Genomic DNA, 21,624 nt, shown 5'->3' with positions numbered 1-21,624 from the left:
TTCACCTGAAAACACTTGTAAAAGTTAGCAGGAAAGTTCAATGCGTTAATTGCCTTTAGTATCTAATATGGCCTCAATGGTTTCTTTTAGAAGCGTTTTCCTTATGGGTTTAACCAGAACACTGTTAGCACCAGCCTTTAGCGCCCTGTTTTTGGTGTCCTTATCGTCGAGAGCCGTAAATATTATGATTGGGGTTTCGCTAATTACTTCATGCTTTCGAATAAGTTTAGTTACCTCAATGCCATCAATTTTTGGCATCATAATGTCTAGGATGATTAGGGTAGGCTTTAATTCAATTGCTTTATCAAGGGCTTCCTGTCCGTCCACCGCAAATTCTAAGTTGTAGCTTAGGGACGATAGCATTGCCTCTACAACGTGTCTGCCTATTAAGGAATCGTCTACAACCAGTATAGTTGTCATTTTTAAAAACTAAGAGGGTTAATTTGGGGCAAAGATAAGCCATATTTATTAGTTTTATAGGGAATTTTCTATTTGATGACCAGATTACAATCTTTAGGTTCTCATTCTTTTAAATATCCCTATTTTTGAACCCAGAGAAAGCGGACAATTTATATGAGGCAGTCAACTCTAAAGGCTATAATGAGGCTGTTTGCCCTTGTTAAGCAATTTAACAACAGGACAATCAACCAAACGCACGCCCTAGAAGCAGTTTCAATCTTTTTGGGCGAATACACCAACGTGGCCGAGGGTGACGAGATTCTCAATATATACAAGTACCATGTCGAGACTTTCTCTCAAAGAAAATACTCTGCAAAAACCGAATCGCTTTTCTCGGTGAAGTGTACTATTATCTGTTCAAGCATTGTAGGTGAGCTAAGTAAGCAAACCCGTTTGCACCTGCTTATCACCATACTTGACATCTTAACACAAGGGCAGACATTAAGGGGCGAATCGCTCGATTTGGTAAAAACCTTGGGAATTATATTCCAGCTGCAGCGATCGGAGGTAAATGATATATTCGAGTTTTCGCTTATGAGTGGCGCTTGGAAAACCGACAACATTATAGCTATTGTCCCCCAAGAACGAACGGAATGGCCCATTCGACAAATTCTGAAGCCCACAATCAATGGTGAGGTGGTCTTTTTATACAATAGAATAACTAACACCATTTTTTATAAGCATACCGGAACAAAGGAACTTTTTATACGCAATAGCAGCCTTACTAAGCCCAACAGGGTTTACATTTTCGAGAAGGGGGGAGTAATTGAAAACTATAAGATTAGCCCCATCTTCTTCGGGTATTTATATGGGCTCTTTTGTCATCATGGCCTACGGGATAATAATTTGCTTAGCATAAAGGATCTTTCGTACAAATTTCCCGATGGAGTTATGGGCGTTCACCCCCTTAGCTTCTCCCTACAATCTGGAGAAATGGTAGGCGTGATAGGCAATAGCGGAGCAGGCAAAACCACGTTGCTTAACCTTTTGGCAGGGAATCTAAAGCCTACCACAGGAACCGTAACCCTAAACGGTGTCGATTGGTATGGTTTGGGGAAGAGCCGATATCCCTACCTTGGCCTTATACCACAGGATGATTTGCTTGTAAAGGAGCTTACTGTTTTTCAGAACCTATACTTTACAGCAAGGCTTTGCCTTCCACTGAAATCGCCATTACAAACCGCTAAAGCTGTGATGCAGACCCTAGACGAGTTGGGGCTTAGCGAGATAAAAAAGTTGAAAGTTGGGGAGCCTGAAAAAAATATTATCTCGGGAGGCCAGCGAAAACGGCTTAATATGGCGCTAGAGTTTGTTCGAAAGCCTCAAATACTTTTTGTAGATGAGCCCACCTCCGGTTTGTCGTCAACCGATTCAGAACGGATAATTGATATCATTAAGCAGAAAACCCAACAGGGCATTATTGCATTGGTAAATATTCATCAGCCATCGTCGAGCATATTTAAGCTGTTCGATAAGATTTTGGTTCTCGACAAGGGTGGGCGAGCTGTATTCTTTGGCAATCCGGTGGACTCATTACTCCATCTGAAAACTATTACCACCGAGGTAAACGCAAGTGAACGCGAGTGTGCTGTATGCGGTAATGTTAACCCCGAACAGATCTTAAGTATTATTGAGTCGAAAAGACTAAAAGCCGATGGTATGCCCACCGAGCATAGGCTATACTCACCCGAATTCTGGTATAACCATTTTAGGGAGCTGAATACTAACATTCCGCCCAGCAACACCTCTCCTTTACCAAGGAGGAATACTAAGCAAAGCCCAAAGCGGCTTCAGTTTTCGGTTTTTATCAGGCGGAACCTGCTATCGATGCTATCCGATCGGCAATTTCTTGTCATTTCGTTGCTTGAGGCGCCGCTTCTGGCATTAATCCTTTCGCTACTTTCCAAACACACCCGGGGGGTAGCTTCAGAAAGTTATACCTTATGGGGGAACGAAAACCTGCCAGCCTACCTCTTAATGTCGGTAATTGTGGCCATGTTCCTGGGGCTTATGTTGGGGGCAGAGCGTATTATTAGGGATCGGAATATTATTCAGCGCGAAAAGTTTTTAGGCCTTAGCCGGTTCTCGTATATAAACTCCAAGCTGGTATGTCTGTTCGTTTTTTTACTTGTCCAGATTAGTCTTTTTGTAGCGGTGGGCAATAGCGTACTAGAGATTAAGAACGGCTGGTTTAATATATGGGTTATTCTGTTTAGCATTGCATTTAATGCCGGATTACTTGGGCTAAACCTCTCGTCGGGTTTAAGAACCACAGTGGCTATTTATATATCCATCCCTATACTACTGATGCCTCAGCTGCTTCTCAATGGCTCGTTGATTCCTTTTGATAAGCTAAATAGTAAGATAGCAACACATCAGAATGTTCCAACCATTGCCAATTTGGCTGTTAGTCGCTGGGGTTTTGAGGCGTTGCTCGTAAACCAGTTTGTTAATAATGAATATGATAAAAACTTTATCCATATCAACAGAAGAGAGAGTTCCCTCAGGTATATCAACGGTTACCTAATTCCAGAAATAGAACAGGTAGCTCAAGAGCTGAAGCGGAACGCAGGCGGCCAGGATATCGACGAAAACCTTATTATGCTACTTAGCAATGGAATTGAAAAGCTGGGAGGTGCTAACCAGCTCAAACAAACGGCCAGCCTTATTCCCTCTAACTTGCTTTATGCCGATACCCTTTTAGGTCAACTGCAGGTACTTCGGAAATATGTTTCAGAGGACTTAAAAAGGATAACTGCAGTGCGAGATAGCCTAACTATGTCATTGGTTGATTCACATGAGGACATTAATTACATTACGAACCTAAAGTATAATCATAGTAACGAGGCTGTTAGCAATTTGGTGTTGGCTCGGAAAGAAACTGTAAAGATTATTAGGACAGATCAAGATTTTGTTAGGAAGTTTGAGCCAATTTATTTACTGCCAGACTCAAATTTAGGGGCGGCACATTTCTTAAGTCAATATAAAGTGGTGGGGGGTATTCCTATACCTGCTGAGTGGTTTAACGTTCTAATAATTTGGTTAATTTCCTTGCTGCTCTATGTTTCTCTTTATTTCGATTTGTTGAGAAAAATACTTTCATTAATTTCGAAGCACTAAAAGGGCATTGTCCTCATAAATCTGATTATTCGAATGCGTATCAGTGGTATTGTCTTTCTGTTTTTACTCTTAAGAGCATTTTCCCAAGAGGCTAATGCTCAGGCTTGCGCCGACTACCACACTCGTGCGTGTCCAATACCCGACTTCTCCTACTATTACGATCAGCAATCGACAAGTGTCTCGCTACGCGTTGGAGAAAAGGCCGAGGTGAATATTGTGGTTTTTGAACTAACCGATTATTTCGTTTCGGTGTGCTCGCATCGTAAGTTTAAAAATATTAACCTTCGAATTCTCGATGACGCATCGGGCCGAAAGGTCTTGTTTGATAATGCAGCCGAAAGCTATGTAGATAGCGTGAAGTTTACTAATAATGCCACAAAAAAGCTTATACTGGAGATCTTGGTTCCCGAGGAGGGCAACGATAAATCCGATACCCGTGAACGATGTGTTGGGGTGCTTGTGGCAAAACGTATCAATGTTGATGCTTTCTAAATGGAATAGCAATGAGAACAAGAATACTAATCATCGTAACCATAATCTTTGCGCTCGCTTCATGTAACCAAGGGGGTGAGAGGAGGAGAAATCAGCAGCAAGAATATAAGGAAGTAGATCTGTCTAAACAAGGGGATGCCTCAAAAATATTTTATCGCTTCCCGGCTCCTAAGGACATCATCGATTACATTAAAACGGATCAGCTAATCTACCTAAAAGATTTTTTGAACCCCATTAGTAATGCCGACAAGTACCATGATTCTCGTGTACAAAACTTTAACCTGGGGGTTTATGCCGCTGATTTTGCTTATATCACGGTTTTTAAAACTTTAAGCGAAGCATCTGAGTATTTTGGAACTATCGAGAAATTGGCTTATCATGCGGGGTTGTCCTCAATTTTTGATGAACAGATGCGCAGGCGGGTTGAGGCTAACGAGGCTAATATCGATTCGCTTGGAGCCATTGCCCGAAACTCCTATAATGATATGGTAAACTACCTTACGCTGACTGGAAATGAGAGGCAGCTTGCCATTATTTCTGCAGGGGGGTACGTAGAGGTGCTTTATCTTGCCATAAATCAAACAGATGATTTGGAAGCTGATTACTCATTGCTGCGCAAAATATACGATCAACGCTATGGCTTGGAGAACCTTTGTAACTTTATGAGCGATTTCACCGACGATCAATGGATGAGTAATCTTTACCATGATCTGCAAGCCATTCTAGATGTGTTTAATCTCGTTGATGCTAAGATCGAATCGGAAAGCAAGGCCACCAAGGGTAAGGGTGGGGAGCTAAATTTTTCGGGGGGCAACATTCAACTGTCAATTACTCCCGAAAACTATGCTAAGCTTAAGCGCGTAGTTGTTGAAACGCGCGGGAAATATACAAGCCCATCTTAATGGTAACGATATAAGCAGGGTTTAGTAACAATGCAAATAACCCTACTCCACAACTAACTTTGGAACACGAAAGAAAAAGGTAGAGCCTATTCTGGGTTCACTCTCAACCCAAATTTTTCCCCCAAGCATTTCTATTAGATCTTTTGATATTAACAATCCTAGGCCAGTCCCCTTCTCATCATTGGTGCCTAGTTTCGATTCAACATCTTCACCTGTAAAAAGGGAGGAAGCTGTACTTTCGTCCATTCCCAAACCTTTGTCCCTAACCGAAAACTCCACGAAATCATTTTTGTCATCCACAACAATATCTACAATACCCCCTGTGTATGAAAATTTTATGGCATTTGAAAGCAGGTTGCGTAGAACGGCTTTAACAATATTTATATCGGAATGTATGGCCCTAACATTTATGTGCTTATTTACAACGATTTTTTTACTACAGGCACTCGTTGAAAGAACGCTAATGCAATGATCCACCAGTCTCTCGGTCTCAATACAGTCCATCTTAACACCTGTTCTGCTCGATTGGGCTCTCGACCAGTCCAAAAGGTTGTCGAGCAGGTTCATAACCTGAGCCGAAGCACCCCCTATCGCCTTGTTGAATTTTGCGGTTTTATTACAATCATACCCTTCAATGCTTTGGGTCATAAGGTCGTTAAGGCTTATTATACCGGCCATTGGCCCGCGCAAATCATGCCCAATAATGCTAAACAACTTTTCCTTAATGCTTAGAGCCGATTGTAGTTGGTTCGACTGCTCAATAAGCTCAATATTTCTTTGGGTTAAATCTTTGTTCTGCTTTTCAATGATGATTGATTGTATGATTCGATCGTTATTATACCTCCACATCACCAGCGAAAGGAAAAATCCTATACCAATGCTGGTTAAGCCATTTACTCGGTTCGAAAGGAGTATGTCAGGGTCATACTGGGTAAGCCCTAAGCCAATGTAAAACAGAATATAACCAGCAATAAAAAGGATGATTGTATAGCGAGGGTTTATTAAAAAAACCAGACCCAGAATTGTGCAAATAACCAAAAAGGGAGTTATTGATGGTGTAGCCCACTGGTCGATAACCACTATTGCAACAGCAAGAATAAGAAGGCCAAGAAAAACTAAACTGCTATAAATATTAATTAACTCGAGTTTCTTGTGCCGAACCCTTTTAAGTAAATAGTTTGCCAGTGCTATAAACAGTGAAAGGACTATTAGGCCTGAGTGTGCAGCAATTATTCCAATTCGCCAATTATACTCTATTGTGTTTGGTTCAGAAAGCTTTAGGTAAAAAAGAATAATATGTGCTAAACTTATGGGAATAATAAAAAAAGGAAAAAAGGATATACGCTTAAGATTTTGCAATAAAATCTTTTGCATCACAATACTTTTATCCACATTTGGTCTATTATTTTCCAGCATCCTTACAAAGTACTTGTGTATTAGAATTTGTAAAAGTACAACGTTTCCTAGTAAAGATAATTAAAAATACTAAGGCTCTTCCTCATAGCAAGTGCATATAAAGAGGATTTGTTAACATCTAACCACTTACAATGAGGAAGAACCATCCCCCCTATATCTGCTTAATTAAAACCCTATTCAAATTTGAATCCATCCACAAGCCAATCAGTTCCCTAAATTGAGTGAAGGCCTCAACCGGAACGATGCCATTTTTAAGTACAAGATGACGGCTCACCTTTAATTCACCATTTGCCCACTCAAAGGTTATGCTCACCCTGCCAAATTCATTTTCAAGAACCTCATTGTATTCTGGTGATACTAATTCAAAACCTTTTGGAATTTTTACCACATACTCATACAACTCATCAATTGCACCGGGTAGTTCCAAACGGGTCACTCTATCGGTGGGCAGCTCCCTTAAATTTGCCATAGCAATACCCTGTGCAATTCTGGGAAAACTGTAGGATATGTAATTATCAATCGTTTGTGCCTTAACCTTAGCAAACTCAAAGGCAATAACCTTCTGTCCGCCATCGTCGGGTTTATTTGTTGTGGATAGCATTGCAGAAGGAACATCGGTAAGTAAGCCCTTGTCCTTGTTGTAATTACTAAAGCTAATCGTTCCTTCGCACAGAACACTTTCATCCTTTTCAAAATTGAGCTGCGCTTGTAAATGGGCTCTTATATCTGGCTTTTCAACGGGTTTAAACTCGATGCTTGAAATATCATCTGCAACCGAAAGCATAGCTCGAGCGCCAGGGACTTCACTTCTATCGTCTATTGCCTTTATAAACTTAGTCTCTCCATTAATATCTACTTTAACCAGATATTTGTCAAAAACCATTGGGCATCCAACTTCTGGGCTCAGGTATTGAGGGTAAGCAGCAAGCGCTAGGTTGGCCTCGAAGCCCGCTTTTGTTAGTAGCGAAGCTAAAAGCATTGCCTTTTCGGCCTCGGTTCCTCCATTGCTTGCCCAAACCTCATTTGGGTTGCGGAACTGGTAGCCAGCATACCTTGGCGATACCCAGTAGCTATTCATGTTCTTAGCCACATAGGCTCTTATCTCTTCAACCAAATCCCAATCCTTTGATTTCCTTTTCAAAAGGCTTTCCATTGATTTATCTAACGAAAAATCCTTGGTCAAGGCATCCTTCAAAATCCTTACGGAGTTGGCTAGATCTACATTGCTAAACAAAAGTGTTTGGTAGTCGGTATACCCTTCAACCTGGTTGGGCTCGTTGGAGCGTGCCCTTAGTTCATTGGCTTTCCAGGTGTAGATATCAAAATTACCCTTGGTACTCTTGTTAAATCTTATGTTATCGTTTTGGTTAACAAAGAAATAGTTTAAAGATTCGCCTTTAGGAACTTTTACCATAACCTCCAGCTCCTTAATGGGTGAGCTCTCGTTTAGCAATTGCTTTTCTGCAAAAAATGGCGTAAAACCAGCATCGGAGTGCAGGGTGTAATCGAGTTCCACAACAGCACCAATCTCTAGCCCCACATGGGTAATAACCATCTCCCTAAGATGGTTGTATGCGGGAGCATCGGCGGCCTGAAAGGGGAGCACCTCGTTAAATGCATTCTCGGGCGATTGAACCTTTTTCCCATCGGCCATTGTGGTTTCGGATTTGGAAACTTTAAAGGATTGGAACTTGGGGTTGTAAACCACAAATGTTTCGCCATACAGGCGATGGAACGACATATAGGAATTGAACTGCCGTTGGTGGTAGTAACGATAGTCCATTGAACCATCGGCATTCAGTGTGTACTCATGTATTTGCTTTAGCAGGATAGAGTCGGCGTTCTTCTGCTCATCGGTTAGGGGCTTGGAGCACGATACTGCAATTAGTACCAGTAATCCAATTATATATTTTATGTTTTTCATCTCGATTTAATATTTTAGGATTACGGGTTGTTTAGCAAATTCGTTCTGATACTTCACCGCATTGCGGAACGAGGGCCAGTCCTCAGGATCGTAAACCCTTTTCTTGAGCGTAACGGTTTGGGTGAATTTGAGTGTATTACCATCGAGAGTATATGAAGATACGAAGTCGGCACCCGAGCCAGAAAGATTTTTCGATTCTGGGCTAAAGACCATCGTCATGTTGTCGGGTAGGGTTATGGTTTCGTTCAGTTCAATTAGCTTTGAGCAGCCATCGGTAAATTGATGCTCACGGGTTTCAATCGCAGTGTTAAAACTTAGATGGCTATGCCTACTACCAAAAAGATTTGCGGCCACAACAGGGGTAAAGATTACCTCGTTATCGGTTGCTACTGCGAAGTTTGGTATTCGGTACTTTACCGTAATAAGCACGGGATGTTTAAGGTACTCGTAGGGATCGGTTTTTGTAACCTCAATAATCTCAATTCGTGGTGATATTTTCACCAGTTCCCGCTCCAAATTAGCTTTCCAATCGGCCTTGTAGCTGCGGGTAAACAGGCCACGCACTGCAGCATCCGATTGCCCTTCGGCCGTTAGGCTGAACTCGCCGATTAATGTTCCATCCTTGTGGAGCTGAGACGTTCCATTTATTCTAAAGTAATGATTTTCGGGTGGAGAGATGGGGGTTTCCATTAAATCGGCACCCTCGGGCAAACCCATAAGGTATCCCTGCTGCTGCTCACGGCTACTCCACTCCTCGCGTACAAAAGGAACCCAGGTTGGATCGAGTAGCATATACTCGCCATTCTTTCGCTTTACAACCGTTACGGAGTGGTTAAATTGGTCAGCAGGAATACGATCAATTCTCGATCCGGCCATCGTCATCGCTGCATAGGATTCGAACCCTGCTGAACGGAGCATAGCCACAAGCATACCCGCCTTATCCTTACAAACGCCACAACGATCGTGGAAATTCATCTCGGCATTGTGGAGTGTAAAACCCTCGCCCTTACCCATTGATAGTCCGCTGTAGCGCATCTCATCGGCAACCCAATGGTTGAGTAGGGAAATTGAGTCGAGTTCAGTTTTAGCTTCCTTCAGTATCTCCTTAACCTTTTTGTCAACCTCAGGGGTTGGGATAAAACTCCCGTAATCCTCGTTTACCCCATAGAACCATTTCGATTTTGCATACCAGTCGGGGCTGGTGGACATTAGGAGTTTAGGAGCCACATCCGATAGGGCAACCATTCTCTCCTCGCGCTTCATTGGAAGAATGTTTTTTACAGCGAAAAAGAAATTTTCCCTTCCGTTTAGCTCGGTTCGCCTTTCAACGGCTTTGCCATTATAGAATTTATACTTTAGGTTTTTGTCCTTATCGATGGTAACCTGATACACCTTTTCCTTGATGGGAACGGGGCTAAAAAACTCCACAATATCATAAAAATGGCCACGCATTGGTGGAATGTAGTACTCATCGCTTAGTTCCTGCTGATAGAGCAAGGCGTATGAAAATCCTTTTTTAAAGAATTTTATTTCAATACCATCACCGGGCTCAAGCCTGCCTATGTCAATCATCTTTTGGCGAGCCCCCCAGTAAATCATTCGGGCTGGAGCAGGGTAGTCGTGTACCCGATCTGTATCTAAGTCCTCAGTATCACCATTTTTTCTAATGATACGTGCCCTTTCAATTCTCACAAAAGCCGTTAGGGGATCGTAATCGAACTTTAGTACGGCTAGCTTCTTTGCCCCCTCGGTTGTTAGCACCTTGTATAGGGTTGAAGTGTTAAAGTAGCTTAACCCTGTTTCCTGCACATCAACATGAATGCTGTCGTACACAAGCATATAGTCGGAGCCGGGGTAATCTTTAGGTCCACCCGCTCCTTGGAGTAGCTTGTGAGTCTGCGCCATAGAGCCAAATCCCAATAGGATTAGGAACAGGAATAATGATAATTTTAAACGCATAGGTTAAGAGTTTTAGGTTAATAGGATAAAGTTGTGATTTAGACCAGCATTATAAAAGCGGGTTAAATCAATACGGGTGTTTTGGTTGCCTTACGCCTCAAGTTCCCCAGCCCAATTTTAGCTTATGCTAAAAGGGGGATTGGGGAGGCAGAAGCTACACCAGGTAGTTGTTATTTCCCAAAAGTATTGATTAGTTTTTGTTTAATTATTCATTGCTGGCATTGCCTATATCCGTGGCCACCTTTAGAATTTTGTATACCTTACCGCTGGCATCTCTAATTGGGGTGTAGGTTTCCAAAAATATAAACTCTTTGCCCGCCAAGTTCACCCGAGTAGTTTGTTTTTGAACTTTACCCCTGCGCAAATCGGACCAAAACTCCTCATAATGCATACGTTGTTGCTCGGTAAGCACTAGATTATCGGAGTGGTGAGTGCCAATTGTCTCTTCGCGCTTTAGCCCTAGCAGGTCGAGGTAGGCTTCGTTAATGTTTATGATCTTTCCTTTGGAATCGTACTCCATAACGTAGGCCGATGCGTTTAACGCTTCAATTATGCCCTCCATTTCTATCGATTTACGAGTAGCCTCTTCCTGCGTGGCTTGCAGTTCCTCAAGGTTTTGCCGCATCTCCTCTTCCTGAGCGGCCATTACCTCGGCTTGTTCCTGCGATTTCTGAAGAAGTTCCGTAGTTCTTTGGTTTACCCTAACCGTACGTAGGGTTGAGGCAATGCTCTCTCCAATAATTTCAACGAACTCAATCTCGTGGGGCTCAAAAATCTTAAGCGAAGCTATCTCAATAACTCCCATCACCTCGTCTTCTACAACCAAAGGTACAATAAGTACGTTGTTTGGGTTGGTGGTGCCTAATCCCGACTTAATTTCGACATAATCCTCGGGGAGTTCCTTTAGGTATATGGTGCCTTTCTCGGCTGCACATGAGCCAATAAGCCCCTCACCCAGTTCGAACGATTTGGTTATGTATCTATTCCTATCGTAAGCGAAAGAAGCTGCCAAGTCGTACGTAACGGGTGAGTTGTTATCGTTTTTAACAAAAACACCACCCAGATTGGCGTTGATATACCACACCAGGTTTTTAATGATTTCCTCACTGAGCTTAGATAGGTTGTCGTTGTTCTGCCTAAGAATATCACCAAACTTGGCTAGCCCCTCGTTTGTCCATCTTCGTTTTTCATCCTCAGCTTTTCTCTGCTGTTCGTCATTCTCCGCCTTTCTAAGACTTTCGCGCATATCGAGTAGCGATTTGCCCAGCACATCATCATTACTCAAAAGGTTAAGCTCTGCATCTAGCTTACCCTCCTCAATACTTTTGGCAAATTCTGTTTTGGACAGCAGTCCATCAATCGACTTGTTTAGCGCATCGCCCATTCGGGCAACCTCATCACCCGTGTTAAGCATAACGTGCATACCCTTGTCTATTCTTCCGTGTGCAAGATCTTCGAGTAGGTGGGTGATGTGCTTAATTGGCTTGGTAATGCTATCGGCAAGGAGGACAATGGTGATAACAAGAATTATCATACCAATTACCCCAACCAAAAGCCCTGTATTGTAGCTCTTGGTGGCATCCATTAGGATGGTTTTTTCGGGTATAGCCATACCCAGCGACCAAGGTGTTTCAGTCCTGCCAACGGTTATTGGGCTAAAGCTGTAGAAGTAACTTTCGCCTGCATCATTTTTATGTGTAAAGCTGAACTTTTGCCCCCTTCTAATTTTGTGCATTACCTGCTGTTCATCTTCAAGGTTGGGGAATACCTCCTGAAATTTGCGCGAAAAGATGCTGGTGTCGGCATGCGCAACAAAAGTTCCCTGGTTGGAGATAAGGAATGCGTTTCCCTCTTCGTATGGCTTTATGCTGGTTATAAGATCTTGAAATCGGCCAAGAAAAAGATCGATACCCACCACTCCAATAAACTGTCCGTTGATATTCATTGGAGCCACCAGCGAGGTCATTAGCCCACCCTGCTGAAATGCTGAAACATAGGGCTCAATAACCGACTCTTTGCCCGAAGCTTTGAGTGCTCCATAGGCAGCAGGGTCTCCATCCATACTTCGCTGTTCATATCTTGAAACAAGCCTACCGTTCTCCCGCACAAAAATGTGCAGCCACCTTCCATAGGGTTTGTCCCAGCTGGGGTCGAGGTAAGTAAGCTCCCAGCTATCCCATATGGCATCAAAATGGGGGTTGGTAACCATTACCTGACGATACATACCCATAATTAGCTCGCGCCACTGCTCAAAAGGCAGCTGCCTATTCTCCAAAAATGAGCTTGAGATGGTTCGGGCTACTGCTATATCACTATTCAGCCAGCTCTCAATTACCTTTGAGTAATGGTCGGTGTATGCGATGGTGAGATCGGTTAGGTTTTTTCGGGCAGCTCTTTGCGAAGTTGTTGAAAAATAGCCAATGGTAACTGCAAACAGAATCAAGGCTACGCCTAGAACAAAAACGGAAATTTTCTGTCGAACATTGAGCTTAATCTTCATAACAAAGGGGGTGTTGGATTATCTTATCAAGCTTTAAACATAGCAAAAATTAGGATATCGAGGGTACAATTTGTCTAATTTATTACTTTATTGGATGCGCTATTGTCTTAAAATGCAGAATTGGCCTAAAAAAACATGAATGCTATTAATTTTTAATTATTTTTGCTTTCGATGCCATAGGGTACTTAACTAAGTAACTGCTAAGTAGCTAATCAAACGAAGCCACCATACAACTTAAAAACACGCAATGACCATTTCTTTTTCTGGTGACACAGATGCTAGGGTAAAGTTACTAACATCGATTTCAATCTTTAAGGATCTTGAAAAAGATCTGCTTTTTGATTTGGCTGAGGTCTTAACGCCAAGGTCAATTAGCGCCGATGAGGTTTTATTCAATAAGGGTGATAAGGATTACTCCCTATACCTTGTGGTGTCGGGTAAGGTAAAGGTTCATTCTGGCGATCATATCTTTGCATACTTTTCAAGCAACGAGTATTTTGGAGAGTACTCTTTGGTCGACTCAACTCCACGAAGCGCAAGCGTTACAGCCGTTGAATCTACAGAGCTGCTTAGGCTTGAGCAGCGGGTGTTCTACTCACTCATTGAGAAACGTCCCGATATATCGCAGGGTATGCTTAAGGCCCTTGTGATAAGGTTACGGGACTACAATAAGCTCGAAGCGGAACTTACTCAAAAGAATATTGAGATTGAGATGCAGGCCAAAGAGCTGGAAAAGCAGCGAGCCGAGCTGGAGGCCCTCAACTCCACAAAGGACAAGTTTTTTGCCATCATAGCACACGACCTAAAGAACCCGTTTAGCACTGTGTTGGGACTGAGTGAGTTGTTAGCCCGTGAGTTTGAAACCTTCGATTCTGACAGCCTTAAGAACTTCATTAAGCAAATCTATAAGTACTCAAATAATACTTTTAACCTACTGGAGAATCTGCTTCAGTGGTCGATGGTGCAAACCGGCAGAATGCCACTTAGACCGAAATTCGTTAGCCTTAGAGATATAGTGCACGATAGTGTTGAGTTGCTGGCGGGCAATGCCGAGAACAAGGGGATTGAGATTGTGGTTTCGCTTTGCGACGAGTGTACAGCATTTGTTGATACAAACCAGATTACAGCAGTTATTCGCAACCTGCTCACCAACGCCATAAAATTTACTTCTTCCGATGGTAAGGTTTCGGTATCAGTTAAACCCCAGGATGAGTTTTGGTTAGTTACCATTGCCGATAGTGGCATTGGGATTAGCGAGCATGATCAGAAAAAGTTGTTTATGATCGATTCAAACCCAACCACCATAGGTACTTCGCAAGAAAAGGGAACGGGCTTGGGCTTAATTCTTTGCCACGAGTTTGTTGAGCGCAACGGAGGTAAAATATGGGTGGAGAGCACCCTGGGAAAGGGGAGTAGTTTCATATTTACGGTTCCAAAATCCGATAAAATTACAGAACCTATTTAACCTTTGAAGATTGCTATTATTGGTACTAAGGGTATCCCCAATACTTATGGGGGGTTTGAGGCCTTTGCCGAGAATATTTCGGTAAGACTCCAAACGCAGGGGTATAATGTAACTGTCTATCAGCCCTATACCGAAAACAATTACCTTGAACCATTTGAATCCGTTTCGAGATTTGGTGTAAAGGTTTTCAGATACCTACCCAAAAACTTGCAAAGGGTTCAGTACAACCTGTCGTCGCTTAGTATTTTACAACAACATAACCCCGATGTGATCATTTGCTGTGGTCATAGCCCTTCCATTTTTTTCCCCTTCTTCTCCAAAGCATTTAGGGATAAACTTGTTGTTAATATGGATGGCTTGGAGTGGAAACGGGAGAAGTGGGGAGTAGTGGCACGTTTCGTTCTTAAATTATCGGAAAGATTGGCCGCTAGGTACTCAAGAGTAATGGTGGCCGATAGCATGGCTGTTCTGCGCTACCTCATGAGCAAGTACCGAAAGGAGGCGGTTTTCATACCCTATGGTGCCCAGTTTGGTGAAGGCGCTGAAAATGATGGTTGTACGGAAAAGTATAACCTAACACCAATGGAATACGGACTCCTTGTTGCCCGAATTGAACCCGAGAACAGGATTGAGCAGGCCATTAAGGCGTTTGCTTTACTAAACAAAAAGTTGGTTGTGGTAGGTGGAGTAAATACTCCTTACGGCAACGTTTTAACCAAAAGGTACGCTACCAACAGAAATGTTATTTTTGCCGGAGGTATTTACCATCTGGCATCGCTCAATAGTTTGCGTAAGAATTGCCGCGTGTATTATCATGGGCATACAGCTGGGGGAACAAATCCCTCGCTACTCGATGCTATGGCTGCAGGTTGTACCATCGTAGCAAGCGATAATGAGTATAACCGCGAAACACTTGCCGACGGCGGCTTATACTTTAAAAACAATGATGAGCTGATGGCAGCAATTAAAGCCATATGGAACTTCGATAACAATGAACGAAAGACCATGGCCCAGCGCTGCGATAGAAGAGTGAAACAACAATATACATGGTCTATTGTTGTTGATAAATACGTTAACCTTATTAACATCTTGACGAATGAGAAAGCATAGCGTTGCACTAGCAATAGTTGCCTTTACCTTGATATCGTTATTTTGGAGCGGATGCACAACACAGCGAATACACAGTCGCACTGAAAAGTTCGAAACCTTTTACAGCAGGTTTCATACTGATAGTGCCTTCCAGTACTCGCGGTTACACTTTCCGTTGCAAGGGAAAAGAATTGATGGTGACGGAGAGCGTAGTTGGACCAAGGAGAATTGGACAACCCTTACGGTTCCTGTCTTCGAGGTCGACACATCGATATTTAGCATCACCTACGAGCAGCAACCAAGGTCGTTTACCCAAAAATCATGGATTGACAACTCTGGCTTTAGCGTAGAGTTTCGGTTTGAGGTAATAAAGCGCAAGTGGTACCTTGTATATGCCGAGGAGGTTAACCTATAATTTTTCCTTCTATTCTTCAATTGGCGTGGCAAAACGCCACCTTCGGTGCGACCACAGCCAATCCTCAGGTTTTCTTCTTATTACCTCCTCCAGCTTTAGGGCATATATTTTGGTTAGCTCCCCCGCGGCCAGCAATTGGGGCTTGTTGGATAATAGCGAGAGTGTCACTTCGTAATAACCGCGCTTTACTCTATCGATATCAATGTAAAAAACAGGGAGGCCGTGTTTGGTTGAGTATTTCTCCGGGCCATACAAAAAGGGAGTTTGCTGACCAAAGAAGGTGGTCCAGTAAGCGTGTTCCAGCTGCTTTTTCAATGGGCTTTGATCGGCAGCCATTACAAAAACAGTGTTCTTGTCGATATGTCTCTCAAAGGTTTCGGCGGTGTTTTTTATCGATGCAAGAATTGTCCCATACTTTCTTCGACTTGCCTTTACAAACCGATCGACAATTGGGTTGGAGAGCTCCTTGTAAAACGCCACAACGCTTGCATTAATTTGGCCGCTGGCCGAAAGGCTTCCCCACTCCCAGTTGGCAATGTGGCCTGTAAGGCCAATAATGCTATGCCCCATTTTTAGGTAGGGCTCAATTACCTCGGGGTTTAATACCTTGTGCCGCTTTACCACCTGCTTGTGTGGCATAATGAATGCTTTTACCCCCTCTACAAACACATCGGAGATGTTTCTGTATATTCGTTTTATTAACTTTCGCTTCTCTTCTTCAGTTATGTTGGGGTATGCTCTCGAAAGGTTCTCGTCAATTATTCTTCGTCGGTAACCAAATACTTTATGCAGTAAAAATGCAAACAAATTGGAGAACCAATACATTACCCTAAAGGGCATGATGCCAATTAGCACTATTCCAACAAAAAAAGAGGCTGCTGTTACTAGGTTTGATATATTCTTCATATAAAAATTACGAAAGCAGAATTTAATTCGAGGTCAAAAAATCAATTGCAGGGTTAACTCAGAAAAAACTAGCTATAAGAAATTGGCATTGAGCAGTAAGCACAGGTTTGTTCTACGGCATATTCCCCTTGCGGTTACAAATGCAAAGAAAGATTTGCTTGTTGGTGCTTTAATACATTTTCATTGGGGCGAATAGCTATATCAAAAAATCAACAATTATTCCATCGGAGATCAGGAAGTGTTCTGGCTTAATCGAAATGCTGTCGCCCTCAATCTCTAACATTCCTTTTTTTAAATACTTATTGGCTGTTTCTCGGGCTTTTGAGGCCATATCCTTCCCAAAGTTTTTTTCTACGTCAGCCAAATTTGCACCCCAAATGGTGCGTAGCGAGGTTAAAAAGTAGTCGTTTATCCTATCGTTTTCCGAAAGTGTTTCAACCTCAATGGTTAGCCGGCCACTGGCAATTGCCTTTGACCACTGGCTAATCGATTTGGGGTTCCAGCATCTACTATTACCATCGTATGAGTGTGCCGATGGCCCTAGCCCAAGGTACGGTATCTGCTTCCAGTACGATGTGTTGTGCCTCGAGTAGTAACCCTCTAGCGCTAGGTTTGATATCTCGTAGTGAATAAACTCATGCCGGTTTGCGATTTGTTGCATAATCTTAAACTGCTCAACGCTCAGCTCCTCATCAACTGGCTTTACAGCACCTTTATTCATCTTTCTGTACAGGGGTGTATTCTCTTCAAATATTAAGTGGTAGCATGATAGGTGCTTTACTGGTAGCCCAAATGCAGTGGCTAGGTTGTCCTCCCATTTCTTTGTGCTGGAGTAGGGCAGGCCATAAATCAAATCGATGCTAATATTGTCGAATTGTGATTTCGATGCCCACTCTATGGATTTTAAGCCTTGGGCAGCATCATGCCGACGACCAAGCTGCTTAAGGTCACCATCGTCGAACGACTGAATGCCAATGCTAATGCGGTTGATCCCAACTCCTCTTAAATCTTGTAGATAGATCAGACCTAAATCATCGGGGTTTGCCTCAATGGTAATCTCTGCATTTTTACTCAACAGGAAGTTTGCTGAAATATCATCTAAAATTGCCTCAATATCTTTTATGCCTAACATCGAGGGGGTTCCTCCACCAAAGTAAATTGTTTCAATGGTGTCGTTGCCAAGGTAATTTTTTCGGAGGCGCAATTCTTGCGATATGTAACTGCCAAAGCGATCCATTTCACCACTTGGAACAATGGAGTAGAAATCGCAGTAGTCGCACTTGTGCTTGCAAAAGGGTACGTGTATATATATTCCCGACATTTTAAAAAGATGCGCTAATTGTGAATATGGCTAAAGAGGCTATCTTTGCAAAAATAGCAAATAACCATGAGAACATATCGAATAGCCATTGGCTGTGACCATGCTGGCTTTGAAACAAAAGTACAACTCGTCCAGTTTTTACAAGATTTAGGGCATGAGCTACAAGATTTTGGAACCTACTCCCCCGATAGCATCGATTATCCCGACTATGCTCGTCCAGTGGCTCAGAGTGTTGCCAACAAGGAGTTCGACTTGGGCATAGTGCTTTGTGGCAGCGGAAATGGAGTAAATATTACAGCCAATAAAACCAAGGGGATACGCTCGGCTCTTTGCTGGCTGCCCGAAATTGCCGCATTGGCTCGTCAGCATAACGATGCCAATATTTGTGCTATCCCAGCCCGATTTGTTTCAGTTGATACGGCCAAAGAAATAGCCAAAGCATTCCTTAACGCAGAGTTTGAGGGAGGAAGGCATGGCACCCGTGTTAGTAAGATAGAGCCTGAATAGATATACTTTTTACTGGCAGCATTACTTTGAGGTACTTTTTTGCTTGGTGATGTATTCCCTTGGCAGGGTTACCAAAATGGAGTGGGTTATGTGGTCAAGCCTGATTATAACCTTTCTCTTTCCCTTGTGCTTTACCACCTCACCAGTTAATCCCGCTAGCTTACCAAGGGTAATATCTACAGCTTGGCCGGGTTCGAATTGTTCTTCGGTTACCTCAACTTCAAATTCCTCTCCCAAAAAGAGTTTGAGCGCTTCAATCTGTTTGTCTGGAATTGGGGCGGCTTTGCCTTCAAACGTTACATAGCGAACTAGGCCGGGGATTGTTAGTGCTTGGTAGTACTCCTTCTCCGAGATCTTAAGGAAGATGTACGATCGAAGTAGTGGTTCTTCAACCCATTTCTTCCGATCGCTCCACTGCTTTTGGGTGCGATGTAAGGGGAGATATGTTTCGTACCCAGCCTCAACCAAACGCTGGTATACCTTTTTTTCGTTTCGAGGCTTGGTGTAGGCGGCAAGCCAATGGGGTTTTGTTAAATCTAGCACAGCAAAAATCTTTTCAGCACAAATTTATGTAAAATATTCCACTATATCGTACTCCACACCCACTGCACTATGGCAAAAACCAGCGGAAGGGTTACAATGCTAAGCAGGGTGGTTACAAACAGGTTCCCTCCGGCTAGTTGATGATCGCCATTATACCTGTGCGATAGCACAACAACAATGGTTTGACATGGCATTGCAGCCTGAAGAATTATTACAAAAAATGCCTCCTTTGAAATGTTAATCCCCAGTATATTTAGTGTTGACAGGTATAGAATTGCCAGTATAGATGGAACAAGAATTAGCTTGTTTAGGCTAAGGAGGTAGATACTTCTGTGCTTAATGGCTTTTCTAATGCTCATGGAGGCAAGCATAGCGCCAATGTATATCATTGATAGTGGGCTTGTGCAACGCCCAAGGCTTTCGAACGAAATGCTTACAACCTTTGGAATAGGGATCGCCAAAAGTAGAATAAGAGCACCTAGCACTAAAGCAATGGTATTGGGATTGATAAGGCTTTTCCATCCCGATTTTTGTGTTCCTGCGCTCAGTTTATACACTCCGTAGGTAAAGGTGATGGTGTTGGATGCAAGCTGATACATGGCTCCGTAGAAAACACCCACTCCGTTTGGGAACAGCGCATCGAGCAAGGGGAAACCCAGGAACACAATGTTGCCTAACATTGAGTGAAGCGTGTGCACCGTTGCCTGCGGAGTTTTAAGGCCTAGGATACGCGACGACAACCTTCCCACAAGGTTAAAAACTACAAGGTTAACAAAGGCTAAAGCAAAAACTAAAAGGCCGTTCTGCAAAACCTTAGGGTTGGCCTCCATATTGGCAAATGTGGTGAAAATAAGAAAGGGCAGCGTTACATCAATTACCACACGAGCTAGGTTGTTCTTCATCTCGGTAGTAATTAATTTTCGCCAGAAGCCTAGGGCTCCAGCACCCATAAGTATACCAAAAATTAGGAGTTGCCTAAGTATTATCTCCGTTGCCATCCAGCTTACTTTTTTATGATACTAAACGAACTAGTATCTGTACAAATATAATAAGAACTACCATGGCAATGGGGTAAACTGCAGCGTATGCCCTACCCGGAGTGTTGCTGTGGGTTAGCGTGTCGCATGCAGCAAGGCCAGGGGTGCTGGTCATACCGCCAGTTATGGCTCCCAGCAGTTCAAAGAGATTGAATTTAAAGATATATTTATTGAGAATTAAGGCCGATAGCATGGGCAGAATGGTAATGGCGAAGCCAATAATAAGCAGGGTAACCCCCGACTGCGAAATGGTTTCCATAAGGTGCTCGCCAGCCTTAGTTCCCACAGCTGCTAGAAAGAAGAGAAGACCCATCTGCCGAAGCAGCTGGTTGGCGCTCCCGCTCATGGTCCATACAATTGGACCCGTGCGACCAATGCCACTAAGCACTAAAGCAGCAATAAGCACCCCACCGCTAAGTCCTAAGCCTAAATTGAATCGTCCTAAAAATGAAATCTCTAAATAGCCAATAAGTATACCAATTACAATTCCAAGGGCAATGGGCAGAAAATCAGTGTCGGAAAGCAATCTTTCGTCGTTGCCGAGCAACGAACCCAGTCCCAACATGCTCTCCTTTGGGCAAGCAACGGTTAGCTTATCGCCAAATCGTATATGTAAGTCGGGCGAAGGGGCAATATCTATTCCGCTTCGCCTGATGCGTGTAACCACTGCATCAAAATTATGGTGCAACGAGAGCTCGTTCAAGCTTTTGCCAACTAGCTCCTTATTGGTAACAAGTAGCTGCTCCACGGTGTAATCCTTGCCAAGTGGAATCTGTTTGTTTACCCTTGGGCCAATTAGTACCTCAACTTTAGCCAGTGCCTGCTCCGAGCCCACAGCCCTAATAATATCACCCTGGCTAAGCTTGGTGTCGAACTGGGGAGTTATACAGCTATCGTTGTGCTGAACCCTCGAAACGGTAGCGCCTGTCATCGATCGGAGGTTGATCTCGTTAAGCGATTTTCCCGTAACAGATACATTATCAACTTCAAAATGAGCGAAGCTTATAACGGGGTAGGAGCCTCGCTCAGCCTGTTCCGTTTTGCGGTTTTCATAGGAAATATCAATTTTGAGTAGCCTGGGCAACAGCCTAACGAACAGAATTACACCAACTACACCCACGGGGTAAGCAATACCATATCCAATGGACGCCAAGGGCGATGCAGTGGCATCAATTGCAACGGTGAGTCCGGGTGTGCTTGTAAGTGCTCCGCATAGTATACCCACCATTAGTGCAGAGTCGATATCAAATATGTGCATTGCTGCAAGCGCCAGCAAAACACCAATTAGCACTATTAGCGAGGCCATAAGGGCCAGGTTTCGACCTTGTTTTTTAAAAGAGTTCATAAAGCCAGGCCCAGCCTGTATTCCTACGGTGAAAATGAAAAGTACCATACCAATACGTTCTATTACTTGCGGCACCACAACTCCAAAGTGTCCAAAAGCAAGGGCAACAAATAGTACTGCCGATACATCAAAGGAAAAGCCCCTAATTTTTATATTGCCTAGTATAAACCCTAACGATATGATTGCAAATAGGGCAAATATGGGGTTAGTAATCAGTTCCATAT

General features: G+C 43.1%; 17 protein-coding genes. 7 read left to right on the top strand and 10 right to left on the bottom strand.

Translation table 11 applies throughout. The annotated features are described in order from the left end of the window. Nucleotides 1–45: 45 nt before the first annotated feature. Nucleotides 46–420, bottom strand: a complete 375-nt coding sequence (locus G8O23_RS04840) for a response regulator (RefSeq protein WP_166362364.1) — start codon at nt 418–420, stop codon at nt 46–48. A 153-nt stretch (nt 421–573) separates the two neighbouring features. Here G8O23_RS04840 and G8O23_RS04835 point away from each other — a divergent pair, with 153 nt between their 5' ends. Genes G8O23_RS04835 through G8O23_RS04825 form a run of 3 tightly spaced genes read left to right on the top strand, consistent with a single transcriptional unit; the run spans nt 574 to nt 4,973 of the window. Beyond that, nucleotides 574–3,579, top strand: coding sequence for an ATP-binding cassette domain-containing protein (locus tag G8O23_RS04835; RefSeq protein ID WP_166362362.1), 3,006 nt, complete (start codon nt 574–576; stop codon nt 3,577–3,579). A 33-nt stretch (nt 3,580–3,612) separates the two neighbouring features. Further along, the gene (locus G8O23_RS04830; RefSeq protein ID WP_166362360.1) at nt 3,613–4,071 is read left to right on the top strand and encodes a hypothetical protein; all 459 of its coding nucleotides are present in this window, start codon (nt 3,613–3,615) and stop codon (nt 4,069–4,071) included. An 11-nt stretch (nt 4,072–4,082) separates the two neighbouring features. Then, nucleotides 4,083–4,973 carry a hypothetical protein gene (locus G8O23_RS04825; RefSeq protein WP_166362358.1) on the top strand — a complete coding sequence of 297 codons (891 nt, stop codon included), beginning with the start codon at nt 4,083–4,085 and terminating at the stop codon, nt 4,971–4,973. Between the two features lie 42 nt (nt 4,974–5,015). Here G8O23_RS04825 and G8O23_RS04820 read toward each other — a convergent pair whose 3' ends face one another. The 4 genes from G8O23_RS04820 to G8O23_RS04805 form a co-directional block, all read right to left on the bottom strand. Beyond that, nucleotides 5,016–6,347, bottom strand: a complete 1,332-nt coding sequence (locus tag G8O23_RS04820; RefSeq protein WP_166362356.1) for a sensor histidine kinase — start codon at nt 6,345–6,347, stop codon at nt 5,016–5,018. Between the two features lie 193 nt (nt 6,348–6,540). Next, nucleotides 6,541–8,313 carry a DUF3857 domain-containing protein gene (locus tag G8O23_RS04815; RefSeq protein WP_166362354.1) on the bottom strand — a complete coding sequence of 591 codons (1,773 nt, stop codon included), beginning with the start codon at nt 8,311–8,313 and terminating at the stop codon, nt 6,541–6,543. A gap of 6 nt (nt 8,314–8,319) precedes the next feature. Then, on the bottom strand, nt 8,320–10,272 hold the full coding sequence (locus G8O23_RS04810; RefSeq protein ID WP_166362352.1) for a DUF3857 domain-containing protein: 1,953 nt from the start codon (nt 10,270–10,272) through the stop codon (nt 8,320–8,322). Nucleotides 10,273–10,477: 205 nt separating this feature from the next. Further along, complete coding sequence (locus G8O23_RS04805) at nt 10,478–12,772, bottom strand: cache domain-containing protein (protein ID WP_166362350.1); 2,295 nt, start codon at nt 12,770–12,772, stop codon at nt 10,478–10,480. Between the two features lie 247 nt (nt 12,773–13,019). On the opposite strand from G8O23_RS04805, the gene G8O23_RS04800 reads away from it, so the two are divergent. Genes G8O23_RS04800 through G8O23_RS04790 form a run of 3 tightly spaced genes read left to right on the top strand, consistent with a single transcriptional unit; the run spans nt 13,020 to nt 15,741 of the window. Then, the gene (locus G8O23_RS04800) at nt 13,020–14,237 is read left to right on the top strand and encodes an ATP-binding protein (protein WP_166362348.1); all 1,218 of its coding nucleotides are present in this window, start codon (nt 13,020–13,022) and stop codon (nt 14,235–14,237) included. A 3-nt stretch (nt 14,238–14,240) separates the two neighbouring features. Beyond that, nucleotides 14,241–15,347 carry a DUF1972 domain-containing protein gene (locus G8O23_RS04795; protein WP_166362346.1) on the top strand — a complete coding sequence of 369 codons (1,107 nt, stop codon included), beginning with the start codon at nt 14,241–14,243 and terminating at the stop codon, nt 15,345–15,347. Continuing rightward, entirely contained in the window at nt 15,334–15,741 is a 408-nt protein-coding gene (locus G8O23_RS04790) for a DUF4348 domain-containing protein (RefSeq protein WP_166362344.1), read from the top strand. The genes G8O23_RS04795 and G8O23_RS04790 overlap by 14 nt, the downstream gene beginning before the upstream one ends. Before the next feature lie 9 nt (nt 15,742–15,750). Here G8O23_RS04790 and G8O23_RS04785 read toward each other — a convergent pair whose 3' ends face one another. Together G8O23_RS04785 and hemW are read right to left on the bottom strand one after the other, a co-directional pair. Further along, nucleotides 15,751–16,647: a lysophospholipid acyltransferase family protein gene (locus G8O23_RS04785; protein ID WP_166362342.1), complete on the bottom strand. Its 897-nt coding sequence runs from the start codon at nt 16,645–16,647 to the stop codon at nt 15,751–15,753. 196 nt (nt 16,648–16,843) lie between these two features. Continuing rightward, nucleotides 16,844–17,968, bottom strand: coding sequence for a radical SAM family heme chaperone HemW (gene hemW / locus G8O23_RS04780; protein WP_166362340.1), 1,125 nt, complete (start codon nt 17,966–17,968; stop codon nt 16,844–16,846). A 66-nt stretch (nt 17,969–18,034) separates the two neighbouring features. On the opposite strand from hemW, the gene rpiB reads away from it, so the two are divergent. Then, nucleotides 18,035–18,475, top strand: coding sequence for a ribose 5-phosphate isomerase B (gene rpiB, locus G8O23_RS04775; RefSeq protein ID WP_166362338.1), 441 nt, complete (start codon nt 18,035–18,037; stop codon nt 18,473–18,475). 21 nt (nt 18,476–18,496) lie between these two features. Here the strand turns inward: rpiB and G8O23_RS04770 are convergent, their stop codons facing one another. From G8O23_RS04770 to G8O23_RS04760, 3 genes are read right to left on the bottom strand one after another with little or no spacing between them, the layout of a single operon-like run. Further along, entirely contained in the window at nt 18,497–19,018 is a 522-nt protein-coding gene (locus G8O23_RS04770; RefSeq protein ID WP_166362336.1) for a UpxY family transcription antiterminator, read from the bottom strand. 41 nt (nt 19,019–19,059) lie between these two features. Further along, entirely contained in the window at nt 19,060–20,016 is a 957-nt protein-coding gene (locus G8O23_RS04765) for an AEC family transporter (RefSeq protein WP_166362334.1), read from the bottom strand. Between the two features lie 13 nt (nt 20,017–20,029). Beyond that, the gene (locus tag G8O23_RS04760; protein ID WP_166362332.1) at nt 20,030–21,622 is read right to left on the bottom strand and encodes an aspartate:alanine exchanger family transporter; all 1,593 of its coding nucleotides are present in this window, start codon (nt 21,620–21,622) and stop codon (nt 20,030–20,032) included. Nucleotides 21,623–21,624 lie beyond the last annotated feature (2 nt).

This window comes from Perlabentimonas gracilis (assembly GCF_011174675.1).
GTDB classification, from domain to species: domain Bacteria; phylum Bacteroidota; class Bacteroidia; order Bacteroidales; family Tenuifilaceae; genus Perlabentimonas; species Perlabentimonas gracilis.
This window is presented reverse-complemented; position numbering and strand designations above follow the sequence as displayed.

Excerpts from the sequence above, each read along its gene's own strand:
- G8O23_RS04835 (WP_166362362.1), top strand. The coding sequence starts at position 574 with ATGAGGCAGTCAACTCTAAAGGCTATAATGAGGCTGTTTGCCCTTGTT.
- G8O23_RS04810 (WP_166362352.1), bottom strand. The coding sequence starts at position 10,272 with ATGCGTTTAAAATTATCATTATTCCTGTTCCTAATCCTATTGGGATTT.
- G8O23_RS04820 (WP_166362356.1), bottom strand. The coding sequence starts at position 6,347 with ATGCAAAAGATTTTATTGCAAAATCTTAAGCGTATATCCTTTTTTCCT.
- G8O23_RS04785 (WP_166362342.1), bottom strand. The coding sequence starts at position 16,647 with ATGAAGAATATATCAAACCTAGTAACAGCAGCCTCTTTTTTTGTTGGA.
- G8O23_RS04765 (WP_166362334.1), bottom strand. The coding sequence starts at position 20,016 with ATGGCAACGGAGATAATACTTAGGCAACTCCTAATTTTTGGTATACTT.
- G8O23_RS04830 (WP_166362360.1), top strand. The coding sequence starts at position 3,613 with ATGCGTATCAGTGGTATTGTCTTTCTGTTTTTACTCTTAAGAGCATTT.
- G8O23_RS04815 (WP_166362354.1), bottom strand. The coding sequence starts at position 8,313 with ATGAAAAACATAAAATATATAATTGGATTACTGGTACTAATTGCAGTA.
- hemW (WP_166362340.1), bottom strand. The coding sequence starts at position 17,968 with ATGTCGGGAATATATATACACGTACCCTTTTGCAAGCACAAGTGCGAC.
- G8O23_RS04805 (WP_166362350.1), bottom strand. The coding sequence starts at position 12,772 with ATGAAGATTAAGCTCAATGTTCGACAGAAAATTTCCGTTTTTGTTCTA.
- G8O23_RS04800 (WP_166362348.1), top strand. The coding sequence starts at position 13,020 with ATGACCATTTCTTTTTCTGGTGACACAGATGCTAGGGTAAAGTTACTA.
- rpiB (WP_166362338.1), top strand. The coding sequence starts at position 18,035 with ATGAGAACATATCGAATAGCCATTGGCTGTGACCATGCTGGCTTTGAA.
- G8O23_RS04825 (WP_166362358.1), top strand. The coding sequence starts at position 4,083 with ATGAGAACAAGAATACTAATCATCGTAACCATAATCTTTGCGCTCGCT.
- G8O23_RS04760 (WP_166362332.1), bottom strand. The coding sequence starts at position 21,622 with ATGGAACTGATTACTAACCCCATATTTGCCCTATTTGCAATCATATCG.
- G8O23_RS04840 (WP_166362364.1), bottom strand. The coding sequence starts at position 420 with ATGACAACTATACTGGTTGTAGACGATTCCTTAATAGGCAGACACGTT.
- G8O23_RS04790 (WP_166362344.1), top strand. The coding sequence starts at position 15,334 with ATGAGAAAGCATAGCGTTGCACTAGCAATAGTTGCCTTTACCTTGATA.